Origin of the sequence: Roseofilum sp. Guam (assembly GCF_017746735.1) — a bacterium.
Classification (GTDB): Bacteria; Cyanobacteriota; Cyanobacteriia; order Cyanobacteriales; family Desertifilaceae; genus Roseofilum; species Roseofilum reptotaenium.
Genome location: NZ_JAGHZN010000034.1, coordinates 1 through 15,687, shown reverse-complemented (window position 1 = coordinate 15,687; position 15,687 = coordinate 1). Strand labels below are relative to the sequence as shown.

General features: G+C 42.2%; 9 protein-coding genes. 4 read left to right on the top strand and 5 right to left on the bottom strand.

Translation table 11 applies throughout. The features are described 5' to 3' along the window. Positions 1 to 136: 136 nt before the first annotated feature. Positions 137 to 1,423 carry an ABC transporter substrate-binding protein gene (locus J7529_RS14625; protein WP_413038893.1) on the top strand — a complete coding sequence of 429 codons (1,287 nt, stop codon included), beginning with the start codon at positions 137 to 139 and terminating at the stop codon, positions 1,421 to 1,423. Positions 1,424 to 1,849: 426 nt separating this feature from the next. Here the strand turns inward: J7529_RS14625 and J7529_RS14620 are convergent, their stop codons facing one another. Beyond that, positions 1,850 to 2,830, bottom strand: coding sequence for a LuxR C-terminal-related transcriptional regulator (locus J7529_RS14620; protein ID WP_318729582.1), 981 nt, complete (start codon positions 2,828 to 2,830; stop codon positions 1,850 to 1,852). A gap of 491 nt (positions 2,831 to 3,321) precedes the next feature. On the opposite strand from J7529_RS14620, the gene J7529_RS14615 reads away from it, so the two are divergent. Together J7529_RS14615 and J7529_RS14610 are read left to right on the top strand one after the other, a co-directional pair. Beyond that, entirely contained in the window at positions 3,322 to 3,468 is a 147-nt protein-coding gene (locus J7529_RS14615; protein WP_318729581.1) for a helix-turn-helix transcriptional regulator, read from the top strand. A 192-nt stretch (positions 3,469 to 3,660) separates the two neighbouring features. Next, positions 3,661 to 7,797 carry an AAA domain-containing protein gene (locus tag J7529_RS14610; protein WP_318729580.1) on the top strand — a complete coding sequence of 1,379 codons (4,137 nt, stop codon included), beginning with the start codon at positions 3,661 to 3,663 and terminating at the stop codon, positions 7,795 to 7,797. Positions 7,798 to 7,918: 121 nt separating this feature from the next. Here the strand turns inward: J7529_RS14610 and J7529_RS14605 are convergent, their stop codons facing one another. Both J7529_RS14605 and J7529_RS14600 read right to left on the bottom strand, forming a co-directional pair. Then, positions 7,919 to 10,360: a VIT domain-containing protein gene (locus J7529_RS14605; RefSeq protein WP_318729579.1), complete on the bottom strand. Its 2,442-nt coding sequence runs from the start codon at positions 10,358 to 10,360 to the stop codon at positions 7,919 to 7,921. 303 nt (positions 10,361 to 10,663) lie between these two features. Then, the gene (locus J7529_RS14600; protein WP_318729578.1) at positions 10,664 to 10,855 is read right to left on the bottom strand and encodes a hypothetical protein; all 192 of its coding nucleotides are present in this window, start codon (positions 10,853 to 10,855) and stop codon (positions 10,664 to 10,666) included. Between the two features lie 322 nt (positions 10,856 to 11,177). Between J7529_RS14600 and J7529_RS14595 the strand changes: the two genes are divergently transcribed. Continuing rightward, positions 11,178 to 12,314 carry a glycosyltransferase family 4 protein gene (locus J7529_RS14595; protein ID WP_318729577.1) on the top strand — a complete coding sequence of 379 codons (1,137 nt, stop codon included), beginning with the start codon at positions 11,178 to 11,180 and terminating at the stop codon, positions 12,312 to 12,314. A 225-nt stretch (positions 12,315 to 12,539) separates the two neighbouring features. On the opposite strand, the gene J7529_RS14590 is transcribed toward J7529_RS14595, so the two are convergent. Together J7529_RS14590 and J7529_RS14585 are read right to left on the bottom strand one after the other, a co-directional pair. After that, the gene (locus J7529_RS14590; protein WP_318729576.1) at positions 12,540 to 13,868 is read right to left on the bottom strand and encodes a LamG-like jellyroll fold domain-containing protein; all 1,329 of its coding nucleotides are present in this window, start codon (positions 13,866 to 13,868) and stop codon (positions 12,540 to 12,542) included. 84 nt (positions 13,869 to 13,952) lie between these two features. Next, positions 13,953 to 15,687, bottom strand: a 1,735-nt coding sequence (locus tag J7529_RS14585) for a LamG-like jellyroll fold domain-containing protein (RefSeq protein ID WP_318729575.1), incomplete at its 5' end; no start/stop codon positions are given.

Genomic DNA, 15,687 nt, shown 5'->3' with positions numbered 1-15,687 from the left:
GCGATCGCCTCTTGATTCAAGAAGAGGTTTGTAATATTCCTGTTATAGCTTAAATTGTGGCTTAATGTATCGGTCAATTGATTATTGAGCTTGGATGCTTGATAATTAGAGCTTCTCCTATTTAGGTGGGTGTATGATGTTTTCTCTTCGTCGCAAGTCGTTTTGGGTATGGATGGCGATCGCCTTTTGTCTGACTTGGCTTATGAGTTGTGGCACGCCCCAACCCAAGGATTCTGCTTCCGGGGAAGTAGAATTTTGGACGATGCAATTACAACCTAAGTTTACGGATTATTTCAATGATTTGATTGCCGAGTTTGAGGCTGAAAATCCAGGAATAACGATTCGTTGGGTGGATGTACCTTGGGCAGCCATGGAGAGTAAAATTTTAACGGCTGTGGCAGCACAAACGGCTCCAGATGTAGTGAATCTGAATCCCAATTTTGCTTCTACCTTGGCGGCTCGTCAAGCATGGTTGCCCCTGGAGGAGCGTATTAGTGAGGGCGATCGCTCTCTCTATTTACCCGGTATTTGGAAAGCCAATACCCTCAACGAGATGACGTTCGGTTTACCTTGGTATCTCACTACCCGCATCACTCTACATAATCAATCCATTCTACAGGCAGCGGGCATTACGGAACCTCCGAAAACCTATGCCGAATTGGCACAAGTCGCCCAAGAGGTGAAAGAAAAAACTGGGAAATTCGCCTTTTTTGTCACCTTTGTCCCTGAAGATTCCTCGGAAGTCCTAGAGTCCATGGTACAAATGGGGGTGACGTTAGTGGATGAGGAAGGCAAAGCTGCGTTTAATACCCCAGAAGGTAAAGCCGCCTTTCAATATTGGGTTGATTTATACCAAAAAGGCTGGTTACCCAGGGAAGTGCTAACCCAGGGACATCGGCGAGCCATTGAATTATACCAAGCTGGCGAAGTGGCACTATTATTCTCTGGCCCAGAATTTATGAATGCGATCGCCACCAACGCTCCCACTATTGCCGAAGTCACCCAAAGTTCTCCCCAAATCACCGGAAATACCGGTAAAATCAACGTTGCCGTCATGAACGTAGTCATCCCTCGTCAAACCGATCAACCCGAAAACGCCCTCAAATTTGCCCTCTTCGTTACCAACCCTGAAAACCAACTGGCCTTTATCCAAGCAGCCAATGTCTTACCCTCTACCGTAGAATCCGTACAAGAGTATCAAAGTGAACTTCAGTCTACTCCCCAGTCTACTCCCGTAGAAATTGCCCGCTTAATCAGCTCCCAACAATTAGACTCGGCAGAAGTTTTGATTCCCGCGATGAAAGGATTAACTGAATTAAAAGGAGCCATTTACGACAACCTACAAGCCGCTATGTTAGACGAAAAAACGGTCGATCGAGCAATATCAGATGCAGCAGAAACCTGGAATAGTATGAGTTTTTAATCATTGGCTCTCAGAGTGAAAGTCGGCGAACAAAAGAGTTCTCTTAAGATGGGATATAATAATTCTACAAAGTTTACCGAGGAAAATCCATGAATATTTTGCTGATGGGATATTATGGACAGAGGAATATTGGAGATGATTTATTTGTCAAGCAACTCAGTAACTATTTTTCCCGTCGATCTGATGTCGTTAATATCTTCATTCTCTGCAAAGAAGAGTATTACCCTAAAAACAGTGAAAAAGTTACTTTTTATTGTGAATAAAAGTTATCGAAGTTACAAAAACTTCTCTTAATTCTCAAGAGCGATCGAATTTTTTGGGGAGGGGGGACGCTTACAGCGCGAAGCGCTGTATGTCCGACCCGCTCAATTTATCTCCCATGAATCAGAACAGGCAAAAAACTGTTTAGAAAAAGTATAAATCGATCTAATCTTTAATCGATAGGGCTTGTTCAACCACCTGGGGATAGCGAATTTTCACCCAGTGGGGAAAGGCTAGGTGGGGTGTTTCTGTAAGTTGGCGCGAGAGGAGTTCGATAATATCATCGACTTCGTTGATTAAATCAAAGACGAAAATATTAGCTGCCATAATTTGATTTAAGTTGAAGTCTAGGGTGAGAAAATGTTCAATATTAATGTCTTCTCCTAAGCCTAAAACGATTACTTTTGCTTGACTGTGGTGATCGATATGCTGGCAGAGGGTTTTCAGATGTTCGATAAATCGCTCTTCATCGTCAAATTGACCATCGGTATAGATGATAAAAAAGGCTCCGTTAGGGATAGGATGGGGTTGAGAGATCCAGCTATTAATGGAGTGTTCGAGGGTGGGTGTAATAAAGGTTTTGGTTTTGGGTTGATTTTCGATAAAGAGTTTGTGAATATTGGATGGATCGGTGATGGAGATTGGGGAGGGAGGAGTGCGCTGACGACTGAAAAAGTGGAGTGTGAGGCGATCGCAGATCCCTTGCTCTTCGTGACGATACGCTAAAATAGCCGCACAATGTCCTTCGACGATTTCTGCTAAGTATTCATATCGAGTTTGCTTCCCAGTATCTGCATCTTTGCGCACCATGGAACCACTTTGATCGACAAGGATATAAACCTCTCGGTTGCAGAGTGGATAAGGGCTAGAGTTAGATGAAATCTGGGGCGTTGTCACCCAGTCGGGTTGGTATTGATGAAACAGGGCAATTAATTCCGGGCGTTTCGAGGTGCGATCGTCGGGAAACTCACTGTCAATGCCAAAAGCGCGACAGAGGTTTTCGATATGCTTGCGAACGGTGGAGGTTTCGATATGGAGGGATTGGGCGATCGCGCGATCGCCTACTCCCGCTAACACCAACTTTAACACCTGCCGTCGTCGTGGCGTTAACCCTTCCAAAGTGGCTTCAAATTGCAAGCGATTCATCTTAACCAAGCTACCGCAGATAAAGAAAATAACCTCTATTTTACCTCGATTTGAGTTTTTACCCCTTGCCAACTCGCTAAACTAAAAGCAAGATCCCTCTATTTCTCAAACAAAATATCGCAGTATTCCCAGTTTTCAAGAGTATCTGTTAATCGATCAATATCAAATCAAGGTTGAGCATTATTACAAAGCCCAAGCCAATCAATGGGTCTTTTCTGAATACAAAACTAGAGAAGATTCAGTACAATTAACTTCTCTACCTTGTGAGATCTCCTTAGCCGATTTATATGACGATCTTCAATGGTAAGTCATTATTACAATACAACTCCCCAACCTAAATCTCATTGCCATGTCTCCCACCGATTCAGCCGCTCTCTGGAAGCACAATGTAGAGCCTCAGCTATCTATGGGAATTTTAGATCCGCCTTTGAATGACAATCAAACCATCAGTAATGCATCACTAACTCTTACTTCAAAAGCTTGAGGGCATTATGGTTGCGAACATCCTGGACACAATCAATCGCCAACAATTAGGGAAATCTCTCAAACAAGCGCGAGAACAACGAGGCATGACTCAAGCTGATGCTGCTCAAGAGCTTGAGGTTTCCCGCACCACCCTAGTAGCGATCGAAAACTGAAGGCCAATTTGCTCAGTTTTTAGGCGTGAACCGTCTAGAAGCACGTCACATTGCCGAACAATTACGAGGCTCTTCAAGTGGAATCCTCAAGGACGATCGGGTTAATCTGCGGGAAATGTGAAATTTAGTGTATAGTCAGTGACTACAGCTATAGCTTGGAAGTCAAGCCATATAGAGCTAGAGGTTAAGATTATGTCAAATTACTCAATCAATGCTACTGATATCAGTGAATATGTTCGATATCAATCCTGCGATCGCCGCTTCAAATTAAAGCTTGATAATTATAAACTGGCAAAAGAGATTCCTTTCAATCAGTTGATTTTTGCAACTTCTTTAGATCCTGTGCTAGAAGCAGAAGGTAAAAAAAGAGAGGATGAGTGGGAGTCCTTACTTAAGCAACAAGGATTAGTCAATGTCATTGGAATCACGGATCAATCAGAAGTAGATCAATCAACAGAATGGAACAGCTTTGTTAAAGATTTAGCTAATTTGTCAGTCAACCAAAAGGCTTATGGAAGAGAAATTTCTATAAAGGAAACACTAGGACAGTTTTGTATTAGTGGCAAAATTGATTTTGTCCTTGTTTTGTGGGAAAACAATTGTCCTAAAATCAGACTGGTTGAATGTAAAGCATCTCGAAAAGATAGAACGTATCATCACGTACAAGTTGCTTTGTATCGAATGATGATTTGCGAATCAATTAAAACTCAGCCCATTTTTATTAATGGCATAGAGCTTACAGGTGAAAATATTGAATGTGTTGTCGTTCGTATCGATGAAAATACTAACAAAAATCAAGATATCATTCAAGCTAATTGTTTGAATTTAGATACCATAGAAGCGGACATTAATCGTTTGGTTTCTTCTGATGGTGTACTCAAATACATTGTTCAGACTGACTTAAGTAATTTAGACTATCAATTAGATGAAAAATGTAGTGATTGTACATTGAGTGTTCATTGTTTATCGGAGAGTGCAAGGCAACGAGGTTTAGAATTACTGGGAGTAGATGCATCAATTGTTAAGTCATTAAAGAAAATTGGGATTAACAATATTGATGATTTAGCTGAAATTGATTTACAAGGAAATCAAGCTAGACAACTACAGCAAGATATCAGCTTTACAGAAAGTTTGGATATGCTTCAAGTAAAAGCAAAAACTCGTAGACAGACTCTTCCAGATGGAGATTTAGATCCAGATAATCATGAAGTAGAGGCACTCAATTATTCTGGTAAAAGTCAGCTTCCAGAACATATAATTGATGGAGAACGTTTAATTCGTGTCTATCTTTCTGTTGAGTATGATTACGTTGAAAATAGAATAGGTGCATTAGCTGCTCATGTCACCAAAAGTGAAGGGAAGTTAGATCCCAAATTTAAGAAAGATCAATGTGGGAAATGGAAGCCAGATCCTAATATTAAAGAATATATTGAATCAGGGCACAATCAAAACAATAAGCCTGTTTACCAAGAAAAAGAACTTGAAGGAGAGGATTTAATTAAATTCAAGACATCTCCATGGTCGGGAGATTATAAAGAAGATAATGGATCTGAAAAAGAACTGATTCAAGGATTTTTACTCGAATTAGTAGATGCGATTGCCTGTGTTGCTGAAACAGAACAAGCTCCTATTCATTTTTATGTTTGGTCACGTCAGGAAATGACTCAATTAGTTGAAGGTTGTTCTCGCGTTAGTTCGCAACTACTCAGTCATTTAAGAGAGTTATTAGGATGTCGGGAAAGTTTAGATCAACTTATTTACTCGTGTCTGTCTGATGAAGTGGATCGACGTTATGCTCTTGGATGGACAGGAAGAGATTTAGCTGTTGTTAGTTCTCTTAAGTGGTTTGGAAGACGTTATCATTGGCACAGGAAGATTGCAGGAAAAATTGTGATTTTAGATCGGGTTTTTTCTCAAGATGTATTTGACTTTAAAACGAATTTAGCAATAGATGGTAATCATCAATGGGCAACATCACAAACCTCCAATCCTCGTAAGCATCAGTTTGAAGTTAGACTCAGATACTTTAATTCTCTGAGTGCAGCTTATTTTCGAGCGTATTGGCGGCAACTTCCCAATCCCAATGAACTCAAACATAAACCAAAATTAAAAAAATCTATTGAGCGGTATAATCAAGCACAAAAACCTAATTATTTAAAAGAATATTTTCGCGCTCGTACTCATGCTATTAGATGGGTTGAAGAGGGAATTCGCTTTAAGAATCCAGAAATTACAAAAGAATCTTTGATCATTGCAAATTTACCAGATTTCAATTTAGGTGTAGACAATGCAGCCCAAGCAGGAATTGATTTTTTACGATTAGATCAGCATGTTAAAGTGACAGATTGGATTGCCAAACATTTGATACCACCCATATATCGTATTTCTTCAGGCCGAACAATACCTGTGGCAAATGTTAGATCCGATGAAAATAAAAAGCTAAGAGCAGAAATTAATCTTGATGGATACAATATAACCTCTGAAGTGTTACAAGCTAATTGTACCATTGACGTAGGTTCTTTTATTAGACTTACTCCTGCTTCTGATAATCCACATCAAGGTCAAACCATCAAGCAGCTTTTTGCGGGTGGAAGTACATGCGTTGTAGAAGACATAAATTGGAATAATGGACGTATTGTATTAGCTGTTAGACAAAAAATAGGTGGAGATCGCTACCAAATCCGTGGTCGTTTTTATGACCCAGAAGAAGATGTTTATACTTTTGCCACTATTGATGAAAGTCCCTCAGATTTTGTTGCTGGAAAAGTCGATCAAAAATTACAAAACAGCCGAGGAAATCATGTTTGTCAATGGTTAGCCCCGCAAAAACCTCAAATTCCTGCACAAACTCCTGTTTCAGAGAGTAATTTAAAACTATATCGAAATCTAGTTGAGACGTTACCCTTACCCAATAGCAAAAAACTAGACCAGAAACAAATTGAAGCTGCTCTTGACGGACTAAATAGCAGAATTCAACTTTTGCAAGGGCCACCAGGAACAGGGAAAACAGAAACTACTGCGATCGCTACTTTTCTAAGAATCTTAGCACGTTGTCATCCTGGCGATATTGTTCTTATTACTGGTCATACACATACGTCTGTAGATAATTTACTCTTACGTTTAGAGAATCTTTTACCAATTCTGCAAAAACATGCTACTGATTTAAGTTTAAAGGTGCCATCAATTGAACTGAGTCGAGTTGATGGTAAAGAACAGGATGTTTTTCAGGACAAAAACGTGAAATATTTAGATACTAGCAGTTGTTTATTGACAGATATGAAATCCATGTGGAAAAATTCTTTAGTGGTTATTGGTGGAACAACAAATGCCATTTTGAAGACGGTAGATACATTAAAGGGTAAAGCTACATTTTTCAAAAAATATCCCCAAGGTTTTCAAACAACTACTCTAATCGTTGATGAAGCAAGTATGATGGTATTTCCTCACTTTTTAGCTTTAGCTACGTTAGTTAAAGAAGATGGTGAAATTATGTTAGCAGGAGATCATAGACAACTCGCTCCCATTATTACCCATGACTGGGAAAATGAAGATCGTCCTCCTGTTTTGTTATATCAACCTTATGTTAGTGCTTATCAAGCTATTCAAAATTTAAAAGAAAACTCTGATGTTCCAGTATCAGATCAATCAATATTACGTTCTGCTTTAAGTTTTAGCTTCCGTTTACCACCCGTTATTCGTGAACTTATTGCAGGTCTTTATCACAAAGACAATATTGAATTACAAGGAGGCAAAACAAATGAAAATATACAAGGATATCCAATTGCAGGAACTTGGGAAAACCTTTTACAGGCAAATGGAGGACTTTATCTGGTTCTGCATGATGAACGTGAATCCAAACTTAGCAATCCACTTGAAGTACAAATAATCCAAACCATTCTTGGTGCAGCAGGAGAAGTTCCTGATAGATCTACTGCAATTCTTACCCCTCATCGCGCTCAAAGATCGCTACTGAAAACAGAACTAGCAGATTATTATGGCAATGCTGTAGATATCATTGACACAGTAGAGAAGGTACAAGGTGGTGAACGTGATAATGTTATTTTTTCTGCCACAGCCAGTAATTCATCAGCTATAGGCAAAAATGTGAAATTTATTCTGGGTTTAAATCGATCTAATGTTGCTTTTTCAAGAGTTAAAAAATGTTTGATCGTTGTAGCTGCTAGAACACTCCTAGATTATATTCCTAGAGAGCTTGAAAACTACGAAGAAGCCATCCTTTGGAAAGCATTACGTGATGTTTGTTCGCATGTTCTTTTTGAAGACACAATTAATGGGCATAAGGTACAAGTCTTTACCCACAACCAATAACATACTGAAATATTCCTAGAGAAGACCATTTCTCTAGGAATATGCGCTGAACCAGAGGCTGAGAGCAACTTGCCTCTCAAGGATCGATTAGTTGCAAACTTAAACAGAAATGGTATCAATTCTAGTTAACCCGCAAGGTTACCGATACTGTACCCTGAACTGAACTGGGAACCGGCCAACCGAGTAAAACCGATCGCACCGCTCGAATAGCGTCTTCGTCTTCTATCGTCGAATTCTCCTCATCCAGAAGCACCCGACGAACACGCCCATTATTCGTCCAGACTTCTACGGTCAGATCCCCAGAAATCTCATCAGGAAGCGAGATAGACTGAATATATTGGGTTAAAGCGGCGATCGCCTCCTCACTTAATCCCTCAGCCTTCACCACCTCAATGCGGTTGGGTAAGCTTTCTGCTTTACTTTCCTCTGTCAATTCCATTTCCTCCATGTCCATCGCATTCATGGGAGGAGCAGGTGGGAGCGCAGATGTTTCAGGTTGGGGAGCCGCAATCCTTGCCAGAGGCGCAAATCCTCCCCTCGCTCCTCCTCTTCTGCTGGCTCTACCAGGACTTTGCATAACAGCTTGATCCTCCTCAGGTGTGCCAAAAACACCCTCATAACTCACACCATCGGGTAACTCTACCGGCACGTCCACCCGCACAGATTGACCATCTGGGTTAACACGCACTTCCTCGCTCACAGCGATAAATGCTGTATATTCAGACAACAGGCGATAATCGAGGGCAGTCTGCGTTACTGCATCAACTCCGGACTTGGTTTCGCCGCCGTACATTCGTGTCATCAGATCCTTAATTTTGGCTCTACCCCAGAGCTGGGCGATCGCCTCACTATCCCCCCTAAAATTGACCGGGAACGCCTGTTCGTAACGTTTTCCGCCTGCCGAAACCCCCCGAATCGTTAACGTCCCATTTTGGCTATCTGCCTTGCGTCCGAACAGCACCAACGGCTGACTGGCAAACAGATCCGGGGGCGCGAGGGGATAAATTTCTGGAGCCTCTCCTGCACCGCTCCACGTCACCTCAATATTGCCCAAAACGGGGTTATTAATTTGGCTGAAAAACTTCTTCACCACTGGGTCAATATTCTCATCCTGGCGGACCACTTGCACGGTTCCTCGTCCCACTTCTGCCAGTCGATCTAACAAAAATCGATTCGTGGAACTACCGACACCAAAGCTATACAAGCGATTTCCCCGTTTCAGATTCTTTTGCACTGCGGCAATAATTTCCTGGTCATTGCCAATATAACCATCGGTGAGTAAGACGACACTCCGCAACCGTCCTTCCGGAGGTGGAGGAAAGTTCATCACTGCATTGATGCCATTCATTAACTCCGTTCCCCCTTCGGCGTTCAGTTGATTAATATACGAGAGGGCTTTTTGGCGACTTTGCGCAGTATTGGTTAGTGGAGAGGCAGACAACTGGCGAGCTGTATTAGAAAAATCGATAATCGTAAACGTATCATTGGGATTTAAACCCTGAATAAATTCTCGCATCAACGCTTGAGATTGGGCAATGGGTGCGCCGGACTGGGAACCGGAAGTATCTATCAAAAAGACCACATCTTTGGGGATAATTTCCCTGGGTTGATAGTCTAAAGCGGGAATTAAATAGGCGGCAAAATGTCCCCCGTTTCGATCCTTTTGCGTCAGGAGAGTCACTTGGGTTTCCTGTCCAGAAACTTGATAGCGCAACACGAGATCTTTATTGGGAATTTGGTCTTCTGGGGAGAGTTGAATTTCGGTGATATTGCGCTGTGTTCGCACTAAGATTTCATGGGACGTGGAAGTAATATTGCTAATGGGAACGCCAGCATCAATGTTAACAGAAACTTGGATATCATGACCCGATCGCCTCCCCGGTCTCAGTACCGGAGGCGTAATTCGAGAAGCATCGGGCACTTGGTCCGTATCTTCCGTTCCTTGAATTGAGTTACCCGGAATATAGCGCGGTCCCACCACCATGGGAAAGACAAACTCATAATCCCCGCCTTCAAACGTCAGGGAGTCCGTGTAGCGGATAGTGACCTCAATTTTTTCTCCCGGTCGAATATTGGCTAAAGATTGGGTGAAAATATTCGCCCGCTCTTGCTCTAACAGTCCCGCAGTGCGTCCTTCTGCTCTCGCTTGTTCGTAGATTTCTTGGGCTTCTTCCCGCTTTTTAATGCTACCCTTGATGATGCGATCGCCTAACTTAATCTCCATATCATACACCGCCGCCTCATCTGGCAGGGGAAACACATACACCGCTTCCAGAGGATCTTCAAACAGATTTTCAAAGGTTTGGGTGACTTCCACCTGAGAAACATTGCCGGAAACCGTAGCATTGACGGAAGTGTTTTTTAAGGGGAAAACTTGCGTTTGACCGTCTTCTGAGGTCACCCAGAGACCGTTGGAGGTCAAATCAGCAGGGTTTTCCATGGAGTTAGCGGCTTGAATCATGGCATTAGGAGAAGTAGGAGGAAAAACGGAGATCTGTGCAGTGCTGTGCAGACATCCGGTGAGGAGTAAGGATAGGGGAAGAAAATAAGTGAGTTTAGTCATAAGAATAGGGGTAATGAGTAATGGTGAATAGGGAATAGGTCCATCTGGCAAGTCTGTGTGTCCCCATGTCCCAGAATGGCATAACTGCACGGGATCGGAAGTTAGGTTACACTTTTAGTAACACTCCAATTTTCTTGGGAAATAAAGGAGCAGATTGAATTGATCTTCATGTCATAAAACTCGGACAAAAAACGGGTTGACTCCAGTACAGAAATGGTAGGATCATCCCGTAAAAAACTATTATTTTTAAACCCAACTCCTGTACTCGCAAATCATCTCAGACACATTCGAGTAGTTGAGAGTCTAAATGGCAAGACTATCAGAGTCGTTTTCAAAACTTCCTTTTGGATAGCCCACTGGGTTTTGGGTAATTTCTTGGAAATCTATACCGGTACAGAAAACATTCGGATAGCCTTCTGGCTGCATTCGGACACATTGGGACAAAATCTGCACTCTATCCATATCCCAGACCATAAAGCCATAGATGGAGTACACAAATTGAGGTTTAGATTAATACGTCTGATAGAGTGCGTGCTGCGATCGCTGTTGAAAACTAGAGCCAATACCCACCACACCGATTTGTTGGGCATTAATCGCATATTTTAGATAGCCAATGGGCGAAAATTATGGGCTAGCGATCATGAATTGTAATTTTAGTGTACCATCTTAAGTATCAAAGATAATCTTGAGAACACACAGGGTTAAACCCTTTCTGCCTTGCTTGTTTCTATACTTTGACTTTTCCCATAGATAGGGACTTAATTGAATGTTAAATTCAATCAAGTTCCTATCATAAACAGTAGTATTTGGCAAGATCATGAAAATTGTATTGGTTTGTACAGAAAAGTTACCTGTACCTTGTGTTCGTGGGGGTGCAATCCAAACCTATATTGATGGCATTTTACCTTACTTAAGTCAAGAACATGACGTGACCGTTTTTTCAGTCAGCGATCCGAATTTGCAAGACCAGGAAATTCACAATGGTATTCGGTATCAGCGAGCAACACCAGGAGACTCTGATTTTTATTATCAAGAAGTCGCTAATTTTGTAGCCCAAGAATCTTTTGATTGGGTTATCTTCTATAACCGACCTAAATATTTACCCATGGTGGCTGATGCCGCACCCAACAGTCGTTTTCTTCTGAGTATGCATAATGAAATGTTTCATGCTAAGAAAATCACGCCTGAACTAGCTCATCGCTGTCTAGATCGGGTTGATCGTGTGGTTACCGTGAGCCAATTTATTGCTGATGGAATTGCTAATTTATTTCCAGGTTATGAGCATAAACTCCAACCGGTTTATGCGGGAGTCGATCTAGAACGATTCCAGCCTCGATGGGCATCGGGCGTACAAGAACGTCGAGCCAGCTTATTGGCTGAACAGAATTTAGAAGACCGAAAAGTGGTTCTTTACGTTGGACGTTTAACGGATAAAAAAGGCCCCCATATTTTGCTAAGTGCTTTTCCTGATGTTCTGGAACAGCATCCTTCTGCTATTCTCTTATTAGTAGGCAGTAAGTGGTATGGAAAAAACGAAGAAAATGAATATGTGCGTACGCTGAAAAAACAAGCACAAGAATTAGGAGATGCGGTACGTTTAACGGGTTTTGTTTCACCCGACCGAGTTCAAGATTATTTTCTATTAGGTGATATTTTTGTTTGTGCTTCTCAGTGGCAAGAACCGTTAGCTCGTGTTCATTATGAAGCCATGGCTACTGGGTTATGTATTCTGACTACAGTCCGCGGAGGAAATGCAGAAGTCATTATTCCAGAGAAAAATGGTTTACTGATTACAGACTATGAAAATCCAGACGCATTTTCCCAACCAATTAACTCCCTTTTATCTAATCTTGATTTAGCTGAAGATATGGGACGAAATGGCCGGCACTTGAGTGAGATAAATTATAGTTGGTCTCGCGTAGCTTCAGATATTTTAAGTATTCTAGAGCGCTAGAGACTCAGTATTCAGCGATTAGCTCTTTTATGAATGAAGGTATAGCAGTGAACTCATTAAGTTAGGATGGTTGGGTTATTGTTTGAGGCAATAAGCACTCTAGCAATAGAAACTGTCCTAGCTCTGCCTTCCACTGCTATATAATTCCGAGAAAAGTGGAAATGGGTAGAAGTTTGAGTGTTAATCTCGCTGAATATTGATTTTGTTATCGGTTGGATGAAACTGCTACATCTTGGAGAGAGCTTTTCCCCAATTTTTATACCAATCCCGAAGCCAACCGTTTTTCTTCTTGCGGTTAGATCGCTTGTGGCGTTTAGTATATTCCCTAGTGGCTCTATGTTGTTTATTACTTAACCGTCTGACTAGCTTTTCTATCGGTCTTAAAGACTTAGATTGCTTTTTACGTTTCTTTTTTTTATCCTTAGTTTTGGTGGATTTTCCATGGATAAGATCGGGTTTACCACCAAATTTGTCTTTACTGCGTAAAACAACAATTTTGTCTATGCCTTGGGGGACTTTAATCTTGGTTTTTCGTTGAATTTTAGATTTAGATTTCTTGGGTTTAGTTTGAGGTGCAGAAGTGGGCATAAAGGGGAGTTGACTGGAGGGAGAAAATTGCCAGGTAGCTCCATAAATTTGACCTGAGTTGCTCTGGAGGGTGCGATCGCCGGCTATTTCTCCCGATCCGTCATTGAGCGGCCAATATCCCACTAAACCCGGTTCATTCCCAGCTAGACGGTGGAAGCGATGGTGACCAATCTCTTTAGAGGTTCGTGCCTTATTCCAGAGACGGACTTCACTCATTTCTCCCTGAAATCGAGTTTGGCCAAATAAGCGCCCTATTTGCAAGGGAACTTCTGTATTGGGATGGACTTGTTCCGGGAGGGGTTGAGTACCTTGGGACTCTCCATCGATATAGAGGATGGCTTGTTGATTGTCAACAACTAAAGCTAGATGATGATAGTTGCGATCGCTCAAATTAATCGTAGGCTCCCAGATTACTGGGGCTTTAGCAAACAGAAATCGAATTTGTTCTTGATGACTCTTCAGTTTCAGGTACACCAATCCATAGCTATAATTATGCTGCCGCGAACCTCGACCGACAATATAGTATCGAGCACCAGGTTTAACTTCCCTGAGCTTGATCCAGACTTCAAGGGTGAGAGTATCGCTTAAATTAAAGCACTCTGCAATGCCACAATCAACATAATCATCTTTACCATCAAACGCTAAGACCGCTTCCTCCACATCTTGAACTATTTGGACTAATGCTGGACTCTTCTTTTTTGAAGAGATGGCTTTTTTTCGACGTTCAACTCTGTGAAAGGAACGGACTCCAGACAAGTGATAACTCTTATTGAGTTGAATTTCATCATGGGTCTGAATATCGTCATTTTCATCCTCATCGCCTTGAGCCACTAATCCATTAGCCAGAAGAGGATCGGTCTTCATCTGTTCATCTACAGTTGGGACACTGGGGTGGCTCTGAAGAGAGATCGCCTTTTCTAGATGGCGGTTCATCAGATTGGGGTTTGGAGGATGGTTCTCAGTCATGATTAATCCAGTTTATGGTTAGCAACTAACCCCTGTAGTTTTGGGAAATCTAGGCTACAGGGGAGGATGAACATTACAACGATTTTAGAACAGCTTGGATACGCTCTTGCTGTAATTTTTGGCAAAATCCTTGAGCCAACCATTCTTTTTCTTGCGATTAGAACGCTTATGGCGTTCAACATAAGTATGAGTTGCTTCCTCCTGACGCTTCGCCACTTTCCTGACATATTTCTCGTAGGGAGAGAGGTATTTTGATTGCTTTTTCCGTTTCTTCCGTTTCTTAGATTTAGCCGACTTGCCATGGAGAGTTTCGGGTCGTCCACCAAAATCTTCATCACTCTTGAGAACGGTAATACTGGTTACAGACCTGTCCAGAGGAATTCGCTTCTTGGAAGTCGGTTGTGGTTTTTGGGGGATCTCTGGTGAAGCATCAAGACCTTCATCAGAACCTGAGAGTTCTAAATCTGTGGTTTGCCAAGTTGTGCCATTCATTACGCCAGGTGGTGTATTACCGGTTCGATCGCCGATCGCATCCCCCTTGCCCTCATCTAAAGGCCAATAGGCAACTAGCCCTGATTCATCCCCTGTTAAACGATAGCCCATAGCTGCTTGAACTTCATCTGCAGTTAATGCCTTATTCCAAATCCGGACATCACTCAGTTCACCTGCAAAGTATTTATCACTATTGCGATTTCTACCCAAAATATAATCTCTAAACACAGTGTTCATCGCATTAACTGCTTTTGAATTTTGTGGCTCCCCATTCAGATAAGTTTGCACTGCCTGACCATCATAAGTGACCACCAGATGCTGCCATTCTTGATTCACTTTAGCAATGCGAACCTGAATCTCACTATGATAAAAGCGATAAAATCCACCCATAGCATCAATCTGGCATGAACCACTCGCCGCCGGATCGTTGGAGCTACTGAATAACCCAGCATAGTTGGATTGATTTTGGCTCGCTTTCGCCCACAGTTCCACAGAAAATGCTGAAGTTTCCCACTCAGCATTGGGAATAGCAACAGAGTCATCTATGCCATCAAACATTAGAGAAGCAGGGGATAGAGCTTCTTCCCTCTCCATATCTTCGGTTGAGGTAGACTCTGAGAGTTGTTCGGGTGCCGGTTCTACTGTTGGCGCTGGAGAGAGTTGTAAACCAGAACTTTCCCAAGTGGCACCATTAATTGTACCGTCATGTCCCTGATTACTTCGGTCTGTTCCTGTTGTCCCTTGTCCTTCATTCAGTGGCCAATATCCCACTAAACCTGGCTCATTCCCCGTTAAACGACAGTGCATGTCGTTTTGAATCTCTGCTGCTGTTCTGGCAGAGTCCCACACCCGTACTTCCGTCATCAAGCCTTGGAAACATTGACTGGTGTTACCTGCACTACGACCAATATGAAAGGGCAGTTTCGTACTACCAATGGATGATTGTCCTGAATAGACGTATTCTGTTCCATTTTTATAGAACTTGATTTGTTTATCTGCACTGTAAACCACAGCGATATGTTGCCATTGGTTAATGTCTGCGTTTACAGGATTCCAAGCTTCTTTTCCATGGGAAACACGGAACTGGCCGCCATTTATGCCCACAAATCGATCCCAACCTCCATCGTCGGTAGAGAGGATCATATCCCAGTGGTTGATGTTGCGGGTGGGTTTAACCCAGGCTTCCCAGGTGGTGGCGGGTAGGGCACTGGGTTGAGTGTCTAGAGTGGTGGCAATGTAGTCGTTTTCTCCATCGAACATGAGGACAGGCTGCTCAGAACTCTGTTCTTCTTGAGGAGCAGAAGGTTTGATGAAATCGAGATTTTCC

What these genes read in the sequence shown, in the direction of transcription:
- J7529_RS14615 (WP_318729581.1), top strand. Translation starts at nt 3,322, where the DNA reads ATGGTTGCGAACATCCTGGACACAATCAATCGCCAACAATTAGGGAAA.
- J7529_RS14610 (WP_318729580.1), top strand. Translation starts at nt 3,661, where the DNA reads ATGTCAAATTACTCAATCAATGCTACTGATATCAGTGAATATGTTCGA.
- J7529_RS14595 (WP_318729577.1), top strand. Translation starts at nt 11,178, where the DNA reads ATGAAAATTGTATTGGTTTGTACAGAAAAGTTACCTGTACCTTGTGTT.
- J7529_RS14590 (WP_318729576.1), bottom strand. Translation starts at nt 13,868, where the DNA reads ATGACTGAGAACCATCCTCCAAACCCCAATCTGATGAACCGCCATCTA.
- J7529_RS14620 (WP_318729582.1), bottom strand. Translation starts at nt 2,830, where the DNA reads ATGAATCGCTTGCAATTTGAAGCCACTTTGGAAGGGTTAACGCCACGA.
- J7529_RS14605 (WP_318729579.1), bottom strand. Translation starts at nt 10,360, where the DNA reads ATGACTAAACTCACTTATTTTCTTCCCCTATCCTTACTCCTCACCGGA.
- J7529_RS14625 (WP_413038893.1), top strand. Translation starts at nt 137, where the DNA reads ATGTTTTCTCTTCGTCGCAAGTCGTTTTGGGTATGGATGGCGATCGCC.